This is a genomic window from Guyparkeria sp. SCN-R1, from assembly GCF_003932495.1.
Taxonomy (GTDB): domain Bacteria; phylum Pseudomonadota; class Gammaproteobacteria; order Halothiobacillales; family Halothiobacillaceae; genus Guyparkeria.
On the sequence record NZ_QZMT01000001.1, the window covers coordinates 44,528 to 66,155 of the forward strand.

At 65.6% G+C, this 21,628-nt stretch carries 15 protein-coding genes; 9 read left to right on the forward strand and 6 right to left on the reverse strand.

The genetic code is table 11. The features are described 5' to 3' along the window. Window positions 1-16 precede the first annotated feature (16 nt). Both rpoS and D5687_RS00230 read left to right on the forward strand, forming a co-directional pair. Complete coding sequence (rpoS, locus tag D5687_RS00225; protein ID WP_125197750.1) at window positions 17-1,018, forward strand: RNA polymerase sigma factor RpoS; 1,002 nt, start codon at window positions 17-19, stop codon at window positions 1,016-1,018. A gap of 192 nt (window positions 1,019-1,210) precedes the next feature. Continuing rightward, window positions 1,211-1,732 (forward strand): MarR family winged helix-turn-helix transcriptional regulator, encoded by a 522-nt coding sequence (locus D5687_RS00230; protein WP_158611692.1) that lies wholly within the window; start codon window positions 1,211-1,213, stop codon window positions 1,730-1,732. A 101-nt stretch (window positions 1,733-1,833) separates the two neighbouring features. Here the strand turns inward: D5687_RS00230 and D5687_RS00235 are convergent, their stop codons facing one another. Next, entirely contained in the window at window positions 1,834-3,363 is a 1,530-nt protein-coding gene (locus D5687_RS00235) for a leucyl aminopeptidase (protein WP_125197752.1), read from the reverse strand. A gap of 245 nt (window positions 3,364-3,608) precedes the next feature. Between D5687_RS00235 and D5687_RS00240 the strand changes: the two genes are divergently transcribed. After that, window positions 3,609-3,911 (forward strand): hypothetical protein, encoded by a 303-nt coding sequence (locus D5687_RS00240; RefSeq protein WP_125197753.1) that lies wholly within the window; start codon window positions 3,609-3,611, stop codon window positions 3,909-3,911. Between the two features lie 108 nt (window positions 3,912-4,019). On the opposite strand, the gene D5687_RS00245 is transcribed toward D5687_RS00240, so the two are convergent. From D5687_RS00245 to D5687_RS00255, 3 genes are all read right to left on the reverse strand, one after another. Continuing rightward, window positions 4,020-5,783, reverse strand: a complete 1,764-nt coding sequence (locus D5687_RS00245) for a sodium:solute symporter family protein (protein ID WP_125197754.1) — start codon at window positions 5,781-5,783, stop codon at window positions 4,020-4,022. Window positions 5,784-5,804: 21 nt separating this feature from the next. Further along, entirely contained in the window at window positions 5,805-6,065 is a 261-nt protein-coding gene (locus D5687_RS00250) for a DUF4212 domain-containing protein (protein ID WP_125197755.1), read from the reverse strand. A gap of 436 nt (window positions 6,066-6,501) precedes the next feature. Next, window positions 6,502-8,388 (reverse strand): DUF294 nucleotidyltransferase-like domain-containing protein, encoded by a 1,887-nt coding sequence (locus D5687_RS00255; protein ID WP_158611693.1) that lies wholly within the window; start codon window positions 8,386-8,388, stop codon window positions 6,502-6,504. A gap of 116 nt (window positions 8,389-8,504) precedes the next feature. Between D5687_RS00255 and D5687_RS00260 the strand changes: the two genes are divergently transcribed. Further along, on the forward strand, window positions 8,505-8,981 hold the full coding sequence (locus D5687_RS00260; RefSeq protein WP_370271286.1) for a heme-binding protein: 477 nt from the start codon (window positions 8,505-8,507) through the stop codon (window positions 8,979-8,981). Window positions 8,982-9,246: 265 nt separating this feature from the next. Here D5687_RS00260 and D5687_RS00265 read toward each other — a convergent pair whose 3' ends face one another. Together D5687_RS00265 and trxA are read right to left on the reverse strand one after the other, a co-directional pair. Further along, on the reverse strand, window positions 9,247-10,137 hold the full coding sequence (locus D5687_RS00265; RefSeq protein WP_125197758.1) for a cation diffusion facilitator family transporter: 891 nt from the start codon (window positions 10,135-10,137) through the stop codon (window positions 9,247-9,249). Window positions 10,138-10,411: 274 nt separating this feature from the next. Beyond that, complete coding sequence (gene trxA, locus D5687_RS11225; RefSeq protein ID WP_125197759.1) at window positions 10,412-11,746, reverse strand: thioredoxin; 1,335 nt, start codon at window positions 11,744-11,746, stop codon at window positions 10,412-10,414. On the opposite strand from trxA, the gene parE reads away from it, so the two are divergent. From parE to D5687_RS00295, 5 genes are all read left to right on the forward strand, one after another. Beyond that, window positions 11,667-13,571, forward strand: a complete 1,905-nt coding sequence (parE, locus tag D5687_RS00275; RefSeq protein ID WP_125197760.1) for a DNA topoisomerase IV subunit B — start codon at window positions 11,667-11,669, stop codon at window positions 13,569-13,571. The two genes, trxA and parE, sit on opposite strands and share 80 nt — an antisense overlap. A 6-nt stretch (window positions 13,572-13,577) precedes the next feature. Then, window positions 13,578-15,332 (forward strand): autotransporter assembly complex family protein, encoded by a 1,755-nt coding sequence (locus D5687_RS00280; protein ID WP_125197761.1) that lies wholly within the window; start codon window positions 13,578-13,580, stop codon window positions 15,330-15,332. Continuing rightward, window positions 15,329-19,273 (forward strand): translocation/assembly module TamB domain-containing protein, encoded by a 3,945-nt coding sequence (locus D5687_RS00285; RefSeq protein WP_125197762.1) that lies wholly within the window; start codon window positions 15,329-15,331, stop codon window positions 19,271-19,273. The genes D5687_RS00280 and D5687_RS00285 overlap by 4 nt, the downstream gene beginning before the upstream one ends. Before the next feature lie 127 nt (window positions 19,274-19,400). Continuing rightward, entirely contained in the window at window positions 19,401-20,090 is a 690-nt protein-coding gene (locus D5687_RS00290) for a zinc metallopeptidase (protein WP_192894134.1), read from the forward strand. A 550-nt stretch (window positions 20,091-20,640) separates the two neighbouring features. After that, complete coding sequence (locus tag D5687_RS00295) at window positions 20,641-21,609, forward strand: hypothetical protein (RefSeq protein ID WP_240031370.1); 969 nt, start codon at window positions 20,641-20,643, stop codon at window positions 21,607-21,609. The last annotated feature ends 19 nt before the right edge of the window (window positions 21,610-21,628 follow it).

Sequence of the window (21,628 nt, forward strand, 5' to 3'; positions counted from 1 at the left end):
AAGCGAGGGATACGACATGGCACAGGCAATCGTTCACGACAGCATTACCCAGGTCGAACCCGCCAAGGTGGACGAGCTGGCCGCCAATCCGGCCGAAACCGAGGTCGCGCCTGGTGTGGCCCGCAAAGCCGGTGCCGCTGGGTCGTCGGAGTTCGCACGCAATTTCAACGTGGCCGACTCCGAGGCCCCGGATCCGGTTCGCCTGTACCTCAAGGATGTCGAAACCGAGCGCCTGCTGACCCCCGCCGAGGAAATCGACTTTTCCCGCCGAGCCCAGGCCGGCGAGGAATGGGCCCGTCAGAAGATGATCGTCTGCAACCTGCGGCTGGTGATCAAACTGGCTCGCCGCTATATCAATCGGGGCCTCGACCTGCTCGACCTGATCGAAGAAGGCAATCTCGGTTTGATGCGAGCCGTGGAGAAGTTCGATCCCGAACGTGGTTTCCGCTTTTCGACCTATGCCACCTGGTGGATTCGCCAGACGATCGAGCGGGCACTGATGAACCAGGCCCGCACCGTTCGTCTGCCGGTGCACGTGGTCAAGGAAGTGCATTCCTATAACCGGGCCGCACGCAAGATTTCACAGAGCCAGAACGGCGATGTTCGTCCCGAACAGATCGCCGAACATCTGGACAAGCCGGTCAAGGACGTCCTCAAGGTGATGTCCTACAACGAGCGGGAATCCTCGTTCGACAGTCCCCTCAAGGGTGATGGCGAGTTTTCCCTGCTCGACATGGTGCCCGACGAGAATAGCCAACTGCCCGAAGACGAGCTGCAGGACGACGGCGTCATGCAACTGCTCGATCGCTTGATCGACAAGCTTGAGGGCAAGCAGCGCGAGGTGCTGATGCGCCGCTACGGCCTGCGCGGCCACGAGCCGGCGACCCTCGAGCAGGTGGGTAGCCTGCTGGGTTGCACCCGTGAGCGCGTGCGCCAGATTCAGCTCGAGGCAGTGCGCCGGCTCAAGCAGTTTGCCGCCAACGAAGGGGTGACGTCGGACGTGATTTTCGGCGAGTGACAACGCCTCGCGCCTGATCCAGTGAAATTCTGATCATTCTGGCCGCCCCTGCCATCTGGCAGCGGGTGGTCTTTTTGTATCTGTATGGGGCAATGTGTTAACTGGCTAATAGTTGGAGGTAGTCGGCGGGGCTGGCAAGATATGGGGTGCTGCCGGTTGAACGAGATCGGCGAGGTAACCAAGGGGCTTCGCATGACCGATACGAAAACGGAATTCGACATCTGTGCCGAGGATCGCGTGCCGGTGCTGTTGCACCGTGTCGATCAGCTCTGGCGCCAGTTGCTTGATCACGAGCTTGCCCATCACGGTCTGAGCCAGGCCAAGTGGCGCACCATGGCCATCCTCTCGCTGTACCCGGAGGGGTTGATCCAGTCGGAGCTGGCGGAAGAACTGGGTATCGAGGGGCCGTCGTTGGTCGCGATGATCGACCGGTTGTCACGTGACGAGTGGGTCGAGCGTGTCCAGTGCGGCACGGACCGTCGCTGCAAGATTATCCGCCTGACCGAGCGTGCGTTGCCGTTGATCGACGAGATTCGCACCAGCGCCGAGAAGCTCTATGCGCGCACCTTTGCCGAGATCGATGTGCCGGGCGTGAGCATCCCGGACGTGGAGCGATTCTTTATCGCCCTGCGTGATCGCCTGTTCGACAACCTGCCGGAAAAGAAGCGCCAGCAGCGCCGACGCAATCTCGCCCGGGCCGCGGCCGAGGGCTGAGTCGACTCGGAAGCAGGGATTTGTCGGGCGGAAACGAAACGCCCCCGGTCATGGGTTGGTCCATGCCGGGGGCGTTCTGCGTCTGGTGGGCGGTCCCGGGGTTAGGCGGCCCCGCCGCCGTTTCCTTCCTGCTGCTGGCTGGCCCGCTGCATCAGGAATTCCGCCAACAGTGGGACCGGTCGACCCGTCGCACCCTTGGCATCGCCGACCTTCCACGCCGTGCCCGCGATGTCGAGGTGGGCCCAGTGATGTTCCTTGACGAAGCGTGAGAGGAAGGCTGCGGCCGTGATGCTGCCGCCTTCGCGCCCGCCGATGTTGGCCATGTCGGCGAAATTGCTCTTGAGTTGGTCCTGGTACTCGTCCCACAGCGGCAATTGCCAGGCGCGGTCGTTGGCCGCCTCACCGGCCCGGAGCAGTTCCTTGGCCAAGGGGTCGTGGTTGGACAACAGCCCGCTCGGATGGCGGCCGAGGGCGATGATGCACGCCCCGGTCAGGGTGGCGATATCGACGATGGCCGCCGGTTTGTAGCGTGAGGCATAGGTCAGGGCATCACAGAGGATCAGCCGGCCCTCGGCGTCGGTGTTGAGTACCTCGATGGTCTGGCCGGACATGCTGCGGATCACATCACCGGGCTTGAGGGCCGCGCTGCCGGGCATGTTCTCCACCGTGGGAACCAGGCCGACCACGTTGATCGGCAGCTGCATCTCGGCCACGGCGGACATCACGCCAATGGTGGCCGCCGCACCGCCCATGTCGAACTTCATCTGGTCCATATCCGGGCCGGGCTTGAGCGAAATGCCGCCGGTGTCGAAGGTGACGCCCTTGCCGACCAGCACGATCGGTGGGGTGTCGGCATCCGCCCCCATGTGTTCCATGACGATCATCTTGGGCGGCTCGCTGCTCCCCTTGGCTACCGCCAGCAGCGCGTTCATCCCCAGGGACTCCATGCGCGAGGCGTCGAGCACCTCGACCGACAGGTGCAGATGAGTCTCCGTCATCTTGCGCGCGTGCTCGGCCATCGTAGTGGGGGTGAGCAGGTTGCCCGGCATGTTCGCGAGGTTCTTGGCCATGCGCATGCCGTTGCTGATGGCGGTGGCTTCGCGCACGTAGCGCTCGGCCTCCATCAGCTCCCGGCGGGTCGGCAGGATGAAGGTCACCTTGCGCAGCGGGCGGCGAGGGCCCAGATCCCGGTCGGTCTTGAGATCGTCGAAGCGATACAGGACATCGTCGATGGCAACGATGCTCTGGCGCAGTACCTGGTCCATGCTGCTGCCACGCACGTCGATCTCGGAGAGGTGGCTGACGCATTCGGCCGTGCCACGGTGATGCAATGCCTCGACAGCGGCGCGGGTCGCCTTGACCAGCCCGCGGGTGTCTAGCTCGCGCTCCTTGCCCAGACCGACCAGCATGACGCGGTCGGCCTGTACATTGGGCACGCCGTGGAGCAGCAAGGTGTCACCCAGTTCCCCGTCCATGTCACCACGTCGGGTGATCGCGGTGATAAAGCCGTCACTGACCTGATCGATGGTCTCCGCCGCTGCCGTCAGCCGACGGGATTCGAAGACACCGACAATCAGGCAGGCGGTACGTTGCTTTTCCGGGGCGCCACTCTTTACGGAGAATTCGAGCACGGTGTTCTTCCTCGTGTCTGATGGGCGGTTAACGAGAGATTCGCGTCCACGACCGGGTCGATATTCTTTCCGTCGGTCCGGCCGGGGCAATATGATGGGTGAGTCTAGCAAAAAGGCCGTGGTGGCCCGCCGGGGTTCGGTGCATTGGTCCGCCCCTGCTAGGATTTCCCTCTCCAGATGAGGCTCTGCGCGAATCGCCAATGTCTCAGCGTGGAAATTCCATAACGCTGCACCAGGGTGCCACGATGACCGATCCTTCCGAGAAGAAACCAACCGACCACCCGGACGACGAGTTCGAGCCGGGCATTGGTGATCCCTACCGTTTCGAGGCGCCCTCGCGTCAGCCCGGCTTCGCCCGGGTGTCTAAGGCCATGTTGGTGATCGGCGCCATCCTCTCGACGGTGGGCGTGGTCGGCGGGCTCGGGCCGATCGTGTTCACCAGTGAGGAGGACAAGCTTCAGTTCATGAATCTGCTGATGCTCGCCCCGGCAGGCGTGATACTGATGTTCGCCGGGATTACCGGCTGGGTGATTGCCGGCGGGCGCTGACCTTCCTCGCTCACTTCACGAAGCGGGCAGACACAAAAAAACCCCGGGCCTCGCCCGGGGTTTTGTCGTTTGGGGCCGACCGGCTGGGCCGGTCGGCAGGCTCTTGGATCAGGAAGCGCGCGGGACGCGAACGTCCTCGACCAGTTCCTGGATCTCATGCGGCGGCGGGGTCGTCATCTTCGCGACGAGGATCGCCACGATGAAGTTGATCGCCGCGCCGATGGCACCGAACGAGGTCGGGTTGATGCCGAACAGCCAGTTGTCTGCGTTATCCGGCAGCATGTTGGTGTCCGGGATGAAGAACCAGCCCTTGTACCAGAAGATGTACAGCAGGGTGATGGACAGACCGGCCAGCATGCCCGCGATCGCGCCCTGCTTGTTCATGCGCTTGGAGAAGATCCCCATCATCAGCGCCGGGAACAGGGAGCTTGCGGCCAGACCGAAGGCCAGTGCCACCACCTGGGCGGCGAAGCCCGGCGGGTTGAGGCCCAGGTAGCCGGCGATGATGATCGCGACGGTCATCGAGATCCGACCGGCCATCAGCTCGTTCTTCTCGGAGATGTTCGGCATGAACACGCCCTTGAGAAGATCGTGCGAGATCGCCGAGGAGATTGCCAGCAGCAGGCCCGCGGCGGTCGACAGTGCGGCGGCGATACCACCGGCGGCGATCAGCGCGATGACCCAGTTGGGCAGATTGGCGATTTCCGGGTTGGCCAGCACCATGATGTCGCGGTCGACGGTCAGCTCGCTGCCTTCCCAGCCGTACTCTTCCTCGGCCATGGCCGCGAAGTCTTCGTTGTTGTCGTTGTAGTACTGGATGCGGCCATCGCCGTTCTTGTCTTCCCAGGACAGCAGGCCGGTGGTTTCCCAGCTCTTCATCCACTCCGGACGCTCGGCGTAGAGCAGGTTGCCCTCCGGTGCGCCAATCTGGTCGGTGTCCTGCACGGTCTTGAGGGTGTTCCACATCGCCATGGCGCCGACGGCCGGGGCGGTGGTGTACAGGATGGCGATGAACAGCAGGGTCCAGCCAGCCGACTTCCGGGCGTCACGGACACGCGGTACGGTGAAGAATCGCACCAGCACGTGCGGCAGACCGGCGGTACCGATCATCAGTGCCAACGTGAGCAGGAAGGTATTCATCAGGTCCGGCGTACCGGTGTACTCGGCAAAGCCAAGGTCGACCAGGACCAGGTCCAGCTTCTGCAGCAGGTACTGGTTCGAGCCGTCGGTCAGCATGGCACCAGTGCCGGTCTGCGGCAGGAAGTGGCCAGTCAGCTGCAGGGAGATGAAGATCGCCGGAACGGTGTAGGCGAAAATCATGATCACGTACTGCGCGATTTGCGTGTAGGTGATCCCCTTCATGCCGCCAAGTACCGCGTAGACGAACACGATGCCCATGCCAGCGAACAGGCCGACTTCGACCGACGTCTCGAGAAAGCGCGAGAAGGCCACGCCGACACCCTTCATCTGGCCGATGACGTAGGTCAGCGAGATGACCAGCAGGGCGATGACGGCGATGACGCGTGCGGTGTTCGAGTAGAAGCGGTCACCGATGAATTCTGGCACCGTGAACTTGCCGAACTTGCGCAGGTACGGCGCGAGCAGCATCGCCAGCAGCACGTAGCCGCCGGTCCAGCCCATCAGGTAGGCGGAGGCCGAGTAGCCGTTGAAGGCGATCAGGCCGGCCATCGAGATGAACGAGGCGGCGGACATCCAGTCGGCGGCGGTTGCCATGCCGTTGAGGACGGGGTTGATTCCCTTGCCTGCTACGTAGAACTCGCTGGTGGTGCCCGCTCGGGCGACGATCGCGAGGACGAAGTAAAGCAAGAAGGTGGCGCCAACCACCAGGTAGATCAGGGTCTGAAGTTCCATGTGTCTTGGGCTCCTGCGTTATCAGTCTTCGGCGACGCCGAATTTCTTGTCGATGGCGTTCATGCGCCAGGCGTAGAAGAAGATCAGCACCACGAAGGTGAAGATCGAGCCTTGCTGCGCGAACCAGAAGCCCAGCGGGTAGCCGCCCAGCGAGATCTGGTTGAGCGTATCGACCAGCAGAATGCCGAATACGTAGGACACCAGGAACCAGACGACCAGACAGCCGAAAAGTACCTTCAGGTTGGCGCGCCAGTAATCGGCGCGGTTGGAACGTTGCTCCATAAGTGGCTCCTCGAGTTTCGGTTGAGTCCGAACGTTTTATGTCTTCCCTGGGAACCTCTGCACGAATGCCATACCGCTCTGCGCGCCTTGAGCCGGGCAGATGCAAGGCGACCGTCCGCCGCGCAAGGATGTCCCCTTGTCAAGGACGGCAACGCGGCAGGTGCTCGGCTCAAGACGCGCCCTGCGGGGCTTGGCGAGTCGCCCGTGCTCCGCGTTGCGATGCCTTGTCGAGGCCGCCGGCACGCCGGCGACATCGCGCCTTGATCACGCACGATTCGCCAAGCCAGAGCGGCATGGCATTCGTGCAGAGGTTCCCCGCCCGCCGAGGTCGGGGCCTGGCGGGTATCACGCACCCACCACGCCCGGACCCCGGAGCACGGTAAGCCTACTGGAACCGTGGGGGGAAAGGGAACCTTCGTTTACTGAGCGCCCATCATCAGAGTTGATAGGCGATGGCCAGATGCTGCTGGAGCTTGCGGGCGATGCGAAAGGACTCCTTGAGCAATCGCTGAGTGAGCCCGTCGAGCCGGTCCGGATCGATCAGATTGTCCGGCGACTCGCCACGCTGGATCTGTGCGTATTGGTGGCGCATTCGCAGTCGCTGGATGAAGTCGTAGGCCGCGGTCAGATCCTCGGCCGGCAGGGCTCGTTCGGGAACCAGCGCCAGTCGCTGGTCGGTGCGCGTGGCCGCCGAGCCCTGGGCCAGCGCCTCGATACGAGCGGCGTCGACGAACGGCGTGGCGCCGTCGAGCTTGATGTCGATGCCGCGCTGACCGCCACGAGAACGGGTGCGAAAGCCGCCGAACAGGGTCAGTGGCGGCTGATTGCGCAGGGCGTTGGCGGCAAGTTGTCGCCGGAAGCGGCTATTCTTCTTGGCCGGCTCGCGCCAGGCGTTCGCCCATTGCTCGAACAACGATTCGCTACCGGCCAGTCCGCGCGCGTCGAAGAAGATGCTGGCCTTAAGCAGGTGCTCGGGCGTGCCTTGGTCGATCCAGTCGCGAAAGCGTTTGTCCCACTCATCGACTGACAGACACAGGTCCGGATTGCCGGCCATGATGTTGCCCGGACACAGCGGGTAGCCCAGCTGGTCGAGGGCCTCGTTGACCCGGCGGGCCAACGGCAACAGGTGATCGCGAGCCGCGTGGGGATCGATTGATCCGCCGAAGACCAGACCGTTGTCCTGGTCGGTGGCCAGGGTCTGCTCCGAGCGCGCCTCGCTGCCGAAGGTGAGCCAGCACCATTCCAGCTCCGCGGGCAGGGGGGCATCCTCGAACGTCAGCCCGATCACGCGTCGGGTGATCGCATCGTTGATGCCGGACACGATCCGGCTAATTGGGGCGAACCCCGAGCCGGATTCGAGCAGCGCGCCGACGATGCCGGGCACCTCGTGGCGAATGCCGGCCAGCGCCTCGATGTCACGTGCACGGCCGATGCGCTGATGCAGCAGGCCCGGCGTCATTGCATTGACGCGATAGAGCGCGCCCTCGTCGAGCACGCCTAGCGGTTCATCGCGGCCCCGCTCGGTGACCAGCAGGTGATGAAAGCCGTGTTCAGCCAGCGTGACGGCCGCCTCGAGCAGCGAGGTATCGGCATCGATGCCGACCGGGTCGCGTGTGGCGATCTCGGCGAGCGTGGTGTCGGCCGGGCGGGTCAACCCGCGGAAGGCGAGGTCCCGAAGCGTGGCGATGCCAAAGCCGTCGGCGAGATTGACCAGGATCGCCTCGCCGCCGTGGGCTTCCAGCGCGCGGGCCGCACGGGCGAGCGTGGTGTCGCCGTCGAGTTTCAGCGTGCGTGACTCCATCCGGGCGCGGATCGGCGTGGCCGGATCGAGCAGCGCGCCGGAAGGGCCGGCCCCGTCGTCGATTTCCTCGGCCACCGGGCCGCGGGTGAGCAGGTGCCCGATGCGCCGGGTGCAGAAGTCGTCAAAGGCCTCGCTTTCGCGCCGGAGCTGCTCGAAGGCATTGATCGGCAGCGTGACCGCCTTGCCCGGTTCGGCGACCTGCTGGCGGGTGCTGACCGGACGGCCCTCCATCAGCGCGCCCAGCGGAAAGCTGTCGCCCCGGCTCAGCGACCAGACCGGCTGCCCGTCGGAGCCCTCGACCAGACCGTCCACGCGCCCGGAAAGCAGCACGAAGAATGTCTCGGGTGGCCCCATGCGGGGCTCCAGCAATACCTCGCCATGCTCAAGTCGACGAATGCGCCCCTCGCGCATCGAGCGGGCCAGGATGCCGGGGTCGATGCGGTCGAATGGCGCGATCTCGCGCAGCGCGAGCAGGGCCTCGCGGGCGTCTTCTGAGAGGTCGGTCGGATCGGGATCGTCCATGGTCACTCCGAGTTTGCGCCGGACGGCTATGCTGAAATCCATGTGTTATTCCCAACCATAGCGGAGGTTTTGCCATGAGGGGAGTGTCCATTGGTCGAGCGTTGATGCCGGTTCTCATGCTGGCTGCGGCCTGTGTGCAGGCCCAGGAGCATGCGGATGGCGCGGGGGACGTGGTCACGAGCGACCGGATCGGCATGGGGCTGGCGGCGGATATCGCGGAGGAGGCGGTCGCCGCCTGCACCCGACGGGGCTACGCGGTCACCGCGGTGGTGGTCGATCCGTCCGGCGACCCGCAGGTGATGATGCGCGCGACCCATGCGCCGCGCTTTACCCGCCAGATCGCCACCGACAAGGCACGTGCGGTGATCCTGGCCGGGATCGATTCGGGGGCCTTTCGCGCCAACCGCGAAGACATCCGCATGGAGATGAACCACGTCGACGGCATTCTCGTGCTCGACGGGGCGGTGGCGATCGAGTCGGCCGGCTCGACCATCGGCGCGCTGGGCATCAGTGGCGCGCCAGGCGGCGACAAGGATGCCGAGTGCGCGCGCGAGGCGCTGGAGGCCTTCTTCGACCGCCTTCAGCTGCGCTAGGGAAACTCTGCACGATTCGATGACGTCTCTGCGGGACCTCCAAGGGTCCAGTTGCAAGGCGCAGTCCGCCGTGAAGGGCCATCCCCTTTACAAGGGCTGCAACGCCGCAGATGGGCCCTTGGAGGCCCGCCCGGACGGGGCTTGCGGGTTTGCCCGCACTCGTCGTTGCCGTCCCTCGACGGGCAATGAGCCCGCCTTCGGTCCGGCGCCTCGATTGCGAACAAACCCGCGAGCCAGAGATGCCATCGAATCGTGCAGAGTTTCCCTAGGCGTCGATCGGACAGGGGCAACTGCCCCGCTCGATCTGCACCGTGGCGTGCTGGATGCCGAAGCGTTGTCGCAGGTCTAACTGAAGTTTGTGCAGGAACGCATCGCTGTCGTCGGGCGGTTCGGGCATGACCAGGTGAACACTCAACGCGGTCTCGCGGGTGGACAGCGCCCAGACGTGCAAATGGTGGTGATCGGTCACGCCGGGCAGGGTGGCGAGGTGTCGCTCGACCTCGGCGAGGTCGACTTCCTCGGGCACGCCATGCAGCACCAATTGCAGTGAACGGCGGATCAGGCCGACCGCCGGGACCAGGATGACCAGGCTGACGAGGATGCTTAGCAGCGGGTCGATCAGTGCAAACCCGGTGAGCAGCACGATCAGGCCGGAGATCGCGACGGCCACTGACACGGCCGCGTCGGCGGCCATGTGCAGGAAGGCGCCGCGCAGGTTGAGGTCGTGTTTCTGGCCCGAAAGGAGCAGCCAGGCGGTCGCGGTGTTGACCACGACGCCGGCGAGCGCCACCCCGATGACGAGCAGCCCGTGCACGGCGGGTGGATCCACCAGCCGCATGCCTGCCTCCCATAGGATCCACAGCGAGACCAGCGCCAGTGTCACCCCGTTGATCAGCGCGGCGAGCAACGTGCTGCTGCCCAGCCCGTAACTGAACTGGCGGGAGGCGATCCGCCGACCCAGGCGATTGGCGCCCCAGGCAAGCAAGAGCCCCAGCACGTCGCCGAGGTTGTGGGCCGCGTCGGCCAGCAGGGCCATGGATTGCCCCAGGACGCCGGCGATCGCTTCGATGACGACGAAGCCGAGGTTGAGGACGATGCCGATCCCCAGGGCCCTTCCTGCGGCAGCGCTGACGTCATGGTGGTGATGGGCGCGCATGGACGGACCTTAGCAGGGGCACGGCCTGTCGGCCGGAGCTTGGAGACGACAGCCCAAAGCTGGAAGAAAACGGACGGCGGGGATCGTGGAAATCCGCCGGCCACCTTGCGCGCCGCGTATCCCGTAGGAGCGGCTTCAGCCGCGATGCCACACGCGGGCACCATTGCGCATCGCGGCTGAAGCCGCTCCTACATCTAGGTGCTGGGCAAGCTCGCCGTCAGGCGCGGCCCCCGTGGCCATCGGTTACCATCGGTCGGCCTGGCTTCCACTACTTTTAGTGCAGCAGCCCGAACATCTTGCGGCGGTACTGGCGGGTGAGCGGGTGGCTGTCGCCGAGCATCTCGAACAGGTCGATCAACCCGCGTCGACCGGCGTCCTCGTTGTACGACCGATCGCGCAGCATGATCTGGTAGTTCTGCTCCAGGGCTCCCTCGATGTCGTTGCGGATGGCGAGCTTGGCGGCGAGCGCCTCACGCGCCTCGCAGTCCGTCGGGTCACTCTCGATGCGAGCGCGCAATTCGTCCTCGGGCGGACCGGACTGGGCGGCGCGCGCCATGCCGATGCGGGCCTTGAATTCCTTCACGTCGTCGCGCATCGCCGTGTCCGCGGGCAGGGACTCGAGGATCTGCCAGGCCTGGTCGAGGTCACCCTGCTCGGCGATCAGGTCGGCGATGTCCAGCAGCACCTCGACGTTCCCCGGTTCCTGCTGGTTGGCCTGCCTGAGCAGGTCCATGGCCTGTTCGGTGGCGCCGGCGGCACGCACCTGCTGGGCCTCCCGGCGCAGCTTGTCGATCTCCGAGAGCACGTGCCGACCGATGAACTCGCGAATCTGTCCCTCGGGCAGCGCGCCCTGGAACTGGTCGACCGGCCGACCGCCGACGAACAGCATCACGGTCGGCAGGCTGCGCACGCCGAACTGCTGGGCAAGCTCCTGTTCGGCCTCGGTGTCGACCTTGGCCAGTTTCACCTGGCCGTCCATGTCCTCGACGATCTGCGAAAGCAGTGGCATCAGCTGACGACAGGGGCCGCACCATTCCGCCCAGAAGTCCACCAGCACGGGGGTTTCCCGGGACGCTTCCACCACCTGCTCGTGGAATGTCTGGGCCGTGACGGAAAAGACGTGCGCGCTTTCGCTCATGGTCGGGTGATCCTCGTGGGTGTTGGTTCGACTGCGCCCTGACATGGTGATGGCCGGGCGGGTTTTCAAGGGAAGGTCTGCACGAATGCCATACCGCTCTGCGAGCCTTGAGCCGGGCATCTGCTGCGTCGCGAGGTCCGTCCCTGGACCTCGCCCTTCGGGCCGGCATCCTGCCGATTCGGTTTCGTCCTTGGTAAAGGGAATCACCGTTCCACAGCGGACGAGCGCCTTTTGGGGGCCGGGATCGGCCACGGCGGCGGTGTCAGGTCCCGGGCGGGCGTGTACACTTTGAACCCTCATGCCGCGGGCCGCGATGGGCGGTCCGTGGCAGCACGTCGGCGGCCACCCAGGCCGCCATGGCGTCGACCACCCAGGGAATGCACGGTTGATTATGGCTGAACGATCCGAATACAACGCCGGCTCGATCGAGGTGCTCACCGGTCTCGACCCGGTGAGAAAACGCCCGGGCATGTACACCGACACCACACGGCCGAATCACCTCGCCCAGGAGGTGATCGACAACAGCGTCGACGAGGCGATCAGTGGCTACGCCAGCTCGATCGACGTGATGGTGCACGAAGATGGCGCGCTGTCCGTTTCCGACGACGGCCGCGGCATGCCCGTGGACGTGCACCCCGAGCACGGTATCTCCGGCGTGGAGCTGATCCTCACGCGGCTGCACGCCGGCGGCAAGTTCTCCGACAAGTCCTACCAGTTCTCCGGCGGCCTGCACGGGGTGGGCGTGTCGGTGGTCAATGCCCTGTCGAACCGGCTGGTGGTCGACATCAAGCGCGATGGCAAGCTACACCGGATCGAGTTCGCCCATGGCGAGCTGACCCGCCCGCTGGAGGTGATCGACACCGTCGGCAAGCGCAACACTGGCACGACACTCACCTTCTGGCCGGACACCAGTTACTTCGACCAGCCGCGGATGAACATGGCCCGGCTGCGCCATGTGCTGCGCGCCAAGGCCGTGCTCTGCCCGGGGCTCAAGGTCAGCCTGACCGACGCGGCCAGCGGCGAGCGCGAGGACTGGTGCTACGCCGACGGCCTGCGCGACTACCTGCTCGAGAGCGTCCGTGACCAGGAGGTGCTGCCGCCGGAGGCCTTTGTCGGTCACATGAAGGCCCCGGACGGCGGGCGGGCCCAGGAGGTCGCCTGGGCGCTGGTCTGGGCCACCGAGCCGGGCGAGGGCCTGACCGAGAGTTACGTCAACCTGATCCCGACCCTGCAGGGCGGCACGCACGTCAATGGGTTGCGCCAGGGGCTGACCGAGGCGATCCGCGAATTCTGCGAGTTCCGCAACCTGCTGCCTCGCGGTGTGCGCCTGTCGCCCGAGGACGTCTTCGACCGGGTGCGCTTCGTGCTCTCGGCCAAGCTGCACGACCCGCAGTTCGCCGGCCAGACCAAGGAGCGTCTGTCCTCGCGCGAGTCGGCCACGTTCATCAGCGGCGTGGTCAAGGATGCGCTCTCGCTCTACCTCAACCAGCACGCGGACATGGGCGAGAAGATCGCGCAGATCGCGATCGAATCGGCGCAGAATCGCATCAAGAGCGAGAAGAAGGTCGCCCGTAAGCGCGTGACCAGCGGTCCGGCACTGCCGGGCAAGCTGGCCGACTGCTCCTCGACCGATCTCTCGCGCACCGAGCTGTTCCTGGTGGAGGGCGATTCGGCCGGCGGCTCGGCCAAGCAGGCCCGCGAGCGCGACTTCCAGGCGATCATGCCGTTGCGTGGCAAGATCCTGAACACTTGGGAGACCGATCCGGCCCAGGTGCTCGCCAGCCAGGAAGTGCACGACATCGCCGTGGCCCTGGGGCTCGAGCCCGGTTCGAACGATCTGTCCAAGCTGCGCTACGGCAAGGTCTGCATCCTCGCCGATGCCGATTCCGACGGCCTGCACATCGCGACCCTGCTTTCGGCGCTGTTCCTCAGGCATTTCCCCGCGCTGGTGGATGCCGGACACGTCTTCGTCGCCATGCCGCCGCTGTATCGCGTCGATATCGGCAAGGAGACCTTCTACGCGCTCGACGAGCACGAGCGTGACGGCATCATCGATCGCATCGAGGCGGAAAAGCGCCGCGGCAAGATCCAGGTCACCCGCTTCAAGGGCCTTGGCGAGATGAACCCGATCCAGCTGCGCGAATCGACGCTCGCCCCGGCCACTCGCCGCCTGGTCCAGCTGAAGGTGGAGGGTGACGACACCATCGAGGTGTTCGACATGCTGCTCGCCAAGAAGCGCGCCGCCGACCGCCGCGCGTGGCTGGAACGGAATGGCGATCTCGCCGAGGTGGTGTAGTTGGTCATGCCGCGTCCAGGCGCGGCCCGGCTCGCCCTGGCGATGCTTGCCATGTCGTTGCTGTTTGGGGCGAGGGCGGCGATGGCCGCCCCGAGCCCGCAGTTTCAGCTGACCGGTCTGTCCGATAGCCGCCTGATCACCAACGTCGGCCTGTCCGTCCCTCGAATCGGCTTCTCCTGCGAGGCCAGCACCGCCCATATCCGCCGTTACCTGGATGCGGCAAGCGAGGCGGCCGAAGAGGCGTTACAGGCCTACGGGTACTTCAACGCCCGCATTCGTCCGTCCATCCAGCGGCGAGCCGAATGCCGTGATCCGGCGCTCGATATCGATGCCGGCCCGGTCACCACGATCGAGTCGGTGAGCATCGATCTGCCCGAATCGATCCGCGAAATCGAATCGGTGCGCAAGTTCGTGAGCGAACGACGTCCGCAGGAGGGATCGCCCCTCGACCAGGCCGCTTATGACTCCCTTCGCGATGGAGTCCTCTCTCGCGTGCAGAAACTGGGCTACCTCGATGCGCGTTTTACTCGGCGGGAGCTCGTGGTCGATCCGGCCACGCAGTCGGCGCGCATCGCCCTGGCGCTCGAGGCGGGGTCGCGCTATCGCTTCGGTGAGGTGGTGATCGAGCAGTCCATTCTCGAGCCCGAACTCGCCCGCCGTCTGACGGGCGTCCCGCCCGGCGCGGCCTACACCAGCCGCGATCTGTTGGCGATGAACCGCAACCTGACCGGCACGGAGTACTTCGAGTCGGTATCGGTGCGCCCGAGGCTCGATCAGCGCGAGAACCTCGAGGTGCCGGTCGAGATCACCACCTACCGCAACCCGCGCACCTCCTACGAACTGCGCGCCGGCTATGCCACCGATGTCGGGCCGCGCGTGGGCGCCGGCGTCAAGCGGCGCTACGTCAACAAACGGGGGCACCAGTGGTCGGCCCGCACCCAGCTCTCGGCAATCGAGCAGCGCCTGGAGACCAGTTACACCATTCCGCGGGCGGCCGATCCGCTGCGCGAACGTTATGACATCTACGCCCGGGTCACCCGCGAGGACAACAACGACATCGTGACCACCGCAGCGGCCAGCGGCGTGCAGTGGGTCCGCGAGACGGACCGGTGGACGCGATCGCTGTTTACCGAGTATCTGCTCGATCGGACCCGCTACGGTGACGATCCACCCGAGTCCAACGGCTTTGCCATCGTCGGTGGCCGGTTGGGGTACCAGGGGCTCGATGATCCCCTGTTCCCCACCGAGGGCGTCCTGTTCGACGTGTCGTTGCAGGGTGCCGCCGAGCCGATCGCCTCGGCAGCCAGCTTCGTCCGTGGCCGGGCCTTCGCCGGTGGCTACCTGCCGGTGGGCAAGTGGATCTTTGCCGGGCGTGCCGAGGCAGGCGTGATCGTGACCGACCAGTTCGACAAGATGCCGCGCTCGCTGCGCTTTTTCACCGGTGGGGACCGTTCCGTGCGTGGTTACGAGTACGAGTCGCTTTCACCCCGCGACGAGGACGGCACGCTGATCGGCGGCAAGTACCTGCTCGCCGGCAGTCTCGAGGCCATGTTCCCGGTGGTCGGGGATGACTGGTATTTGGCCGCCTTTGTCGATAGCGGCAATGCCTACACCGATCCCGAGGCCGAGCTCAAGACCGGTGCCGGGGTGGGTGTGCGTTGGCGCTCGCCGGTGGGCATCGTGCGCGTCGATATTGCCCAGCCTCTGGATGGCAGCGATGGCCTGCCGATGCTGCATCTCGGTTTGGGGGCGGCGTTTTGAGCACGGTTTCTGCCTTCCTGACATCGCTGGTCTGGGTGCGACGACTGGTGCTGATCGCCGGCTGGTCGGCCGTGCTGTTGGTAATCCTGGCGGCCGTGGCCAGCTGGTGGCTTACCGCCACCCCCGGCGGGGTGCAGTGGGCCCTGGCCCAGGCCGAGCGGCAGTTGCCGGCGCTATCGGTTGGCGAGTCCCGAGGCACCGTCTGGCGCGGGCTGGTGCTCGAGCAAGTCGAGTGGGCACCGGAGCAGGGGGCGAGCGCCACCATCGGTGAGGCCCGTTTGCAGATCGATCCGGCGGTCTTGTGGCGCAGGGGGCTGCGTATTCCGGAGCTTGCCGTGCGCGACGTCCGCATCGACCTGCCGCCGGCCGATCCATCGGCCCCAGCGGGAGAGCCATTCGATCCGACTGATCTTTCCCTGCCACCGATATCGCTTGCGGTCGAGCGGCTGGTCGTCGATCGGCTGGTGGTCCTGCAGGGCGATCAGCGCTACGAGGTCCCACGCGGACGGCTGGCGGCCTTGCTGGACGCCCGCGTCGAGCGCCCGCGACTGGAAGTGGATCTCGACGAACTGGACCTGCGCCTGCCCGACGGCGTTCGGCTGGATGGCCGCGCGGCCGTGGCGCTGGAGCCGGCCGGGGACATGCCCTTGATCGGGCACGCCGACTTGCTGCTCGATCATCCGCAGGGCTGGTTGTCCGGCCAGGTCGAGTTCGATGGCGATGTCCTGGGAGAGATGGGATTGCACCCTCGGTTGGCTTGGATGGGGGCGGACGGCCTGCCGGCTGCGTTCTGTGGTCGACTGCGTCTTGATCAGGAAATGCTGACGATCGACCAGGTGGTTGCGGACGTGCTGGGTGGTCGAATGGAATTCTCCGGCACGGCGGGGTGGTCGCCGACCGGGCGGATCGAGTTGACCGGCCGGGGCGAGTCGCTGAATCCGGCCTGGGCATCGCCGGGGAGCCCGGGGTCGCTCTCGTTCGATTTCAACACCCAACTCGCCGCGGCTGACGGCTGGCTGCCGGTCGAGGGATCGCTATCGGTAGCCGGCTTGTCGGGCGACCTGGCTGGCGAGTCGATCGAGGCCGTGGATGTCCACCTGCTTCTCGACGACACTCAGGCCGAGGCACGGGTGTCGGGCCGGGCAGGGGGAGGCGAGCTGCGCGCGGATGGTCGGCTCGATGCCCAACGTCACCTGCGCGCCGACTGGCAGATCGACGCGCTGCCGCTCGCAGGCGGGACGGAGGGAGCGTATCCGGTGCACCTGGCCAGTCGCGGTCGACTCGATGCCGAGTTGCCGGATTGGAATCGGCCCCTGACCGGCGCCGACTGGTTGTCGGCCGTTCGGGCACGTCTCGAGGACGGCCGGCTGGAACTGGTCGAACGTCGTGATGACGACCAGCGCCGGGCAGTGACCTTGGAGATTGGCGCCGCGCTGGAAGAAGGACGGCTTGCGATCGAGCGGTTGAACCTCGCCGCGCCGGGCGCCGTGCTGGATGCCTCCGGGGCAGTGGATCTCGCTCCCGACTGGGCGCAATGGCAACTCGATGGCATGCAGGGCAAGCTCGCGGTCCCGGATCTGGCGGCATTGCCCTGGGATCTTGTCGAGCGGCTTCCTGGCGTGGATCTGGCGTCCCTGCAGCCCGGAATGGCCCGCGGCGCCATACATGTCGAGGTTGCTGCCTCGGGGCCGATCCTCGCTCCGGAAGGACAGCTCGACGCGCGTATCGATCGATTGCGACTGGCGGGCTATTCCCTCGACCGGGCGCGAACGACGGCGGTGATCGACCCGGTCGACGGGCAGACGCCGTTGGCAGAGCGGCGCATGCAGATATCGCTGGATGCCGGTGTGCTTGCACCGGACACGGGCGCGGCGCTGTTCGATCGATTGGCATTCGCGGCGGAGGGGAGTCCGTCAGCGCATCGCGCCACGCTGGAGGTCGACGGTCCGGTCGAGTTGCGTCTGGGCGCGCGGGGTGGTTGGCAGCAAGCCGCAGAACAAGAGGCGGCACAAGACATGGGGTGGCAGGGGCAGTTGACCCGGCTGGATCTGGGGCTGCCCGCTGGGCACCCCTGGCGGCTGCGTGCGCCGGCCGATCTGTGGTTCGGGCCTGAATCGCAGCGACTCGGGTCGTTGTGCCTGCAGCCTGCCGTCCCGGGCCTTGCCACCGAGGGTACCGGTGCGCTGTGCCTGTCTGGCGAGCGTGCCGGGGAGGTGCTCTCGGCGCAATTGGCTGGGGATCTGGCGCTGGAGGCATTGTGGCAGCAGTGGCCCGCGCACGAGGGGGCTGCGGTCCAGTGGCCGGGGCGGCTGTCGGTCGATGCCGAGGCACGTGTCGAGGGCGAGGGACGGTCGGCGAGTGTGGACCTGCGCCTGCCGCCCAGCGAGATCCGGTTTACCGGCCGTGACGACCTCGAGACCGACGCGGATCGCGAAGTGATTGCCTATCCCGAGACCCGCCTGATGGCCACCCTGGCTGACGAACGAATTGAGGCATCCTTGCAGGGTGGGCTCGAGGATTGGCTGGTGTTCGACGGGCAGGGCGAGACCAGCCTGGGGGATGGGGCGCTCGATGGGGCGCTCTCGCTCGAGGAGGCCGATCTGGCCCGCTTGTTCGATCTGGTCGATCGCTTGTTCGGTCCGCTGGATATGCCGATCAGCGATCTTGCCGGGGCACTGAGTGGTCGGCTGGCGGTCTCGGGGCGGCTAGACGCCCCCCGGCTGTCGGGGCAACTGCTGGGCGAGGATCTGGCGTTCGCCTCGCTGCCCACCGGCACGGATTACCGTGACGGGAGTTTGGAGCTATCGGTCGAGCCCGACGGGGCGCTGCGCCTGACGGGCGATTTGCTGGGCGAGGCCGAGACCCCGCCGCGGCCGGTGTTCTCGGCACGCCGTGTCGACGAGGTTGAATCGCCGCCCAGCCGGGGGCGAATCCGGTTGGAGGGCGATGGCCATCTCACGGCCTTCAACGACTGGCGACTGGAGGCCGAACTGGGCGGCGAGGCCTTGCCGATACTGCGCCTGCCGACGCTGGCGGTGGATGCACGCCCGGCGATCTCGATCGATCTGGCGCCGGATGGCGGACAGCTGGGCGGGGCGATTCACGTGCCCCTGGCGATCGCCAACCTCGGCGAGTTGCCCGAGAATGCCCGTGGCAACTCTGAGGACCTGGTGATTGTCGGCGAGGAGGCCGAGGAGCAGGGAGCGGCCTACCCATTGACCGGTGACATCGAGGTGATTCTCGGTGACGAGGTCAGTCTGCGTGGTGAGGGCTTCGCCACGCGCCTGACGGGCGGGCTGGAGATGCGGGTGCGCCCGGGTGAAACACCCGGTGCGTTCGGCGAGATTCGCTTGAAAGACGGGCGTTACGAGACCTACGGCCAGACGTTGGCGGTGGAACGTGGCCGGCTGATCTTCACCGGGCCACTCACCGCGCCAGGTCTGGACGTGGTCGCCACCCGGGAGATCAACGACGATGCCGGTACGGTGGTGGGCCTGTCGATTGCCGGCGAGCTGGAATCGCCCGAGACCGAGGTGTTCTCGCGGCCGCCGACATCGCCCAGCGATGCCCTGTCGCTGTTGCTCACCGGGCGGCGGCTGTCGGCCGGCAGTGACGCCGATGCCTCCCTGCTGCTTAACGCCATCGCGGGGTTGGGTATTCGCCAGGGCGATGACCTCGCCCAGCAGGTCAACAGCGTGTTCGGTTTCGATGAGATCGGCCTGACCTCCGATGACGGGGTGGGCGGTACGCAGTTGAGCGTGGGCAAGCGCATCGGGGAGAATCTGCTGGTCCGCTATGCCGTGGGTGTTTTCGATGGAGTCGGTGAGGTGATCACGCGTTATCGCATCAACAAGTTCCTGCACCTGGAATTGTCCAGTGGTGCCGAGGCGCAGTCGGGCGACTTGATCTATCAGATTGACCGCGGTCGGCCGGAGGACTGATGGGCGCCTCGAAAAACCTGTTGCGCCGCCCGATTGCTGCGTCGCGTGCTTACTCGCTCCTCGCCTATCCAACTGGTATGTCTCGTCGTTCGCTGCGCGGCTCACGACGGAATTTCGAGGTGCATTGATGGGTATCGGTCTTCTGATCGGCCTGGGCCTGATGGCCGCGCTGTCCTACCTGCCCGGCTGGTGGGTGGGGCAGGTGATGCGCCGTCATAGCGAGCCGGCCGATCGATTCGATTTCAGCGGTGCCGATCTGGCCCGTTATCTGCTCGACCGGCACCACCTCGAGTACGTCAAGGTCGAGCAGACGAAATCGGGGGATCACTACGACCCCGCTGACCGGGCCGTGCGCCTGTCGCCGGCCCACTTCTCGGGGCGGTCGCTCACGGCGATCACCGTGGCCGCCCACGAGGTGGGCCATGCCCTGCAGGATGCCGAGAAGTACCCGCCGTTCCTGCGTCGCCAGGAGGTGGTCGAGCGCACCCAGTGGGCACAGCGCATCGCCGGCTGGATTCTGGTCGCCATCCCCGTGGTCTCGGTGATCCAGAAGGGGCCACTCGCCGGCCTGATCATGTTCGCCGCCGGCGTGATGACCATGGCGGTGCCGGTGTTCGCCCACCTCGCTACGTTGCCGACCGAGCTGGATGCGAGCTTCAATCGCGCCCTGCCGATGCTCAAGGAAGCCGGGTTGCTGAAGCGTGCTGACCGCCGACCGGCGCGCCGCATCCTGCGCGCGGCCGCCTTCACCTACGTCGCCCAGGCGCTGTCGTCCCTGATCAACGTCTTCAAGTGGCTGCGCGGCATGCGGCGCTGAGGCTCCTCTCATGGCCGGCCAGCCCGGCGGAGTGCAGGGCAATAACATAGACCGTTCCCAAGCGGTGACGCTCAAGGTTTGTCCGTACGTTAAACCGAGATTCTGGTCGGGGAGTGCGCCGCGCTGGTTCTTGACCTAGCCTGCAAGTCTATGATCTTATCTCGCTCCATATGCGCATATGGTAATGCGCTGAAAAACTAATGGACTAGGTTGCGAGGTTGTCACGGATGGACAACGCCCTTCCCCCGAGCGCTCTCGTGCTCAAGACTCCCACTGCCCGTGGGTCACGGACTCCCCGTGCCCGCGTTCGACCGAACCATAACGGACCGCGCTCCATGCTTGCGGTCACGTCACTCCGTGCGCTCGCGATTTGTTTCCGGGGTGTTTTCGGCTCCGTTTTGGAGCCCGGCATGCGGGTGAAGCAATTGGCTATCGACTGGCTGGGGAGCGTGCATGTTCTTGTCCTACCCCAGACTCCTCGGCGGGCATCGATGCTGACTTTTCGTTGTCTCGTGTCGATAGTGCCGGGTTCTGTTCATGGTGGTCAGCCATGAGGATGAAATGGCGCTCAGCTTGGATAAGCACTTTCTGGGGGCGGCTGGCCTTGCTGATTGCCGTTCTCGTGTTGCTCTGGGTCGGCGCGTCGTCGCTGTGGTCCGACGTGGCGAGGCCACTGCTGATCAAGCACACGATGCCGGAAGCGTGGCGCCAGTTGCACGGCGAGGTTCCGCCGTTGATAGCGGAGCGGGAGGTTCGTCTTCGCAAGGCCAATATCAACGGCGTGCCGATTGCGATTCCCTCCAACTATCTCGCGCTGGTGGGGATCGAGTACAAGGATCAGAGCATCTGGGCGCCGCGCAAGCCCGAAACTCCGAGGCCGGATGAGCGGACGTCCGAGGATCCGGCCAATGCCTTCACGCTCTCCGTTCGGTGGCCGGGCCTTCAGCCCCGCGGCCGGGAAACGGAGAAGAGTTATTGGAACAAGGACGACCCAGAGGGCGATGCATGGCTGTTGATTGGCCTTAGGGCCCATAGCACCCCGGAGGCAATCGAGCGGGGCTGGGGGCCGGTGCTGCGCGGCAGGATCAAGATGATCGAGGGGCGGCTTAACACCAGATTTCTTCCTCCCCGAAACTCCACGGAGATATCGGGAGGGACGGAAAAAGTGCGAATTCACTACGAAATGCGCGGTACCGATCCAGAGACAGGCTTGAGATGGGCCGAGCCAGTCGGGCCCGGAGACGATCGGTTTCACCCCTGGAATCAAACGCTTCACTGGCGGGGTGAACTGGATGGTCACGTGAGCGACCTAATCGCCTGCTACAACGGCCGGATACCGAATCCGGACATTCGTCCGGTATGTCGCCACCGCTTCTATTTGGCTGAATGGAGCGCAACGATCGACGTAACCTATCCCCTTGAGTTGCTTCCCCAGTGGCAGGCGGTCAAGTCCAAGGTGCGCGATCTGATTCTGGGCTTTAAGGCAGGCCCTTCCGATTCAATGAAGGAATCGCACTGATTAACCCACAAGGAAAGTG

What these genes read in the sequence shown, in the direction of transcription:
- D5687_RS00265 (WP_125197758.1), bottom strand. Translation starts at nt 10,137, where the DNA reads ATGCGCGCCCATCACCACCATGACGTCAGCGCTGCCGCAGGAAGGGCC.
- D5687_RS00255 (WP_158611693.1), bottom strand. Translation starts at nt 8,388, where the DNA reads ATGGACGATCCCGATCCGACCGACCTCTCAGAAGACGCCCGCGAGGCC.
- D5687_RS00230 (WP_158611692.1), top strand. Translation starts at nt 1,211, where the DNA reads ATGACCGATACGAAAACGGAATTCGACATCTGTGCCGAGGATCGCGTG.
- trxA (WP_125197759.1), bottom strand. Translation starts at nt 11,746, where the DNA reads ATGCCCGGGCGTTTTCTCACCGGGTCGAGACCGGTGAGCACCTCGATC.
- D5687_RS00290 (WP_192894134.1), top strand. Translation starts at nt 19,401, where the DNA reads ATGGGTATCGGTCTTCTGATCGGCCTGGGCCTGATGGCCGCGCTGTCC.
- D5687_RS00295 (WP_240031370.1), top strand. Translation starts at nt 20,641, where the DNA reads ATGAGGATGAAATGGCGCTCAGCTTGGATAAGCACTTTCTGGGGGCGG.
- D5687_RS00245 (WP_125197754.1), bottom strand. Translation starts at nt 5,783, where the DNA reads ATGGAACTTCAGACCCTGATCTACCTGGTGGTTGGCGCCACCTTCTTG.
- rpoS (WP_125197750.1), top strand. Translation starts at nt 17, where the DNA reads ATGGCACAGGCAATCGTTCACGACAGCATTACCCAGGTCGAACCCGCC.
- parE (WP_125197760.1), top strand. Translation starts at nt 11,667, where the DNA reads ATGGCTGAACGATCCGAATACAACGCCGGCTCGATCGAGGTGCTCACC.
- D5687_RS00250 (WP_125197755.1), bottom strand. Translation starts at nt 6,065, where the DNA reads ATGGAGCAACGTTCCAACCGCGCCGATTACTGGCGCGCCAACCTGAAG.
- D5687_RS00240 (WP_125197753.1), top strand. Translation starts at nt 3,609, where the DNA reads ATGACCGATCCTTCCGAGAAGAAACCAACCGACCACCCGGACGACGAG.
- D5687_RS00260 (WP_370271286.1), top strand. Translation starts at nt 8,505, where the DNA reads ATGCTGGCTGCGGCCTGTGTGCAGGCCCAGGAGCATGCGGATGGCGCG.
- D5687_RS00280 (WP_125197761.1), top strand. Translation starts at nt 13,578, where the DNA reads ATGCCGCGTCCAGGCGCGGCCCGGCTCGCCCTGGCGATGCTTGCCATG.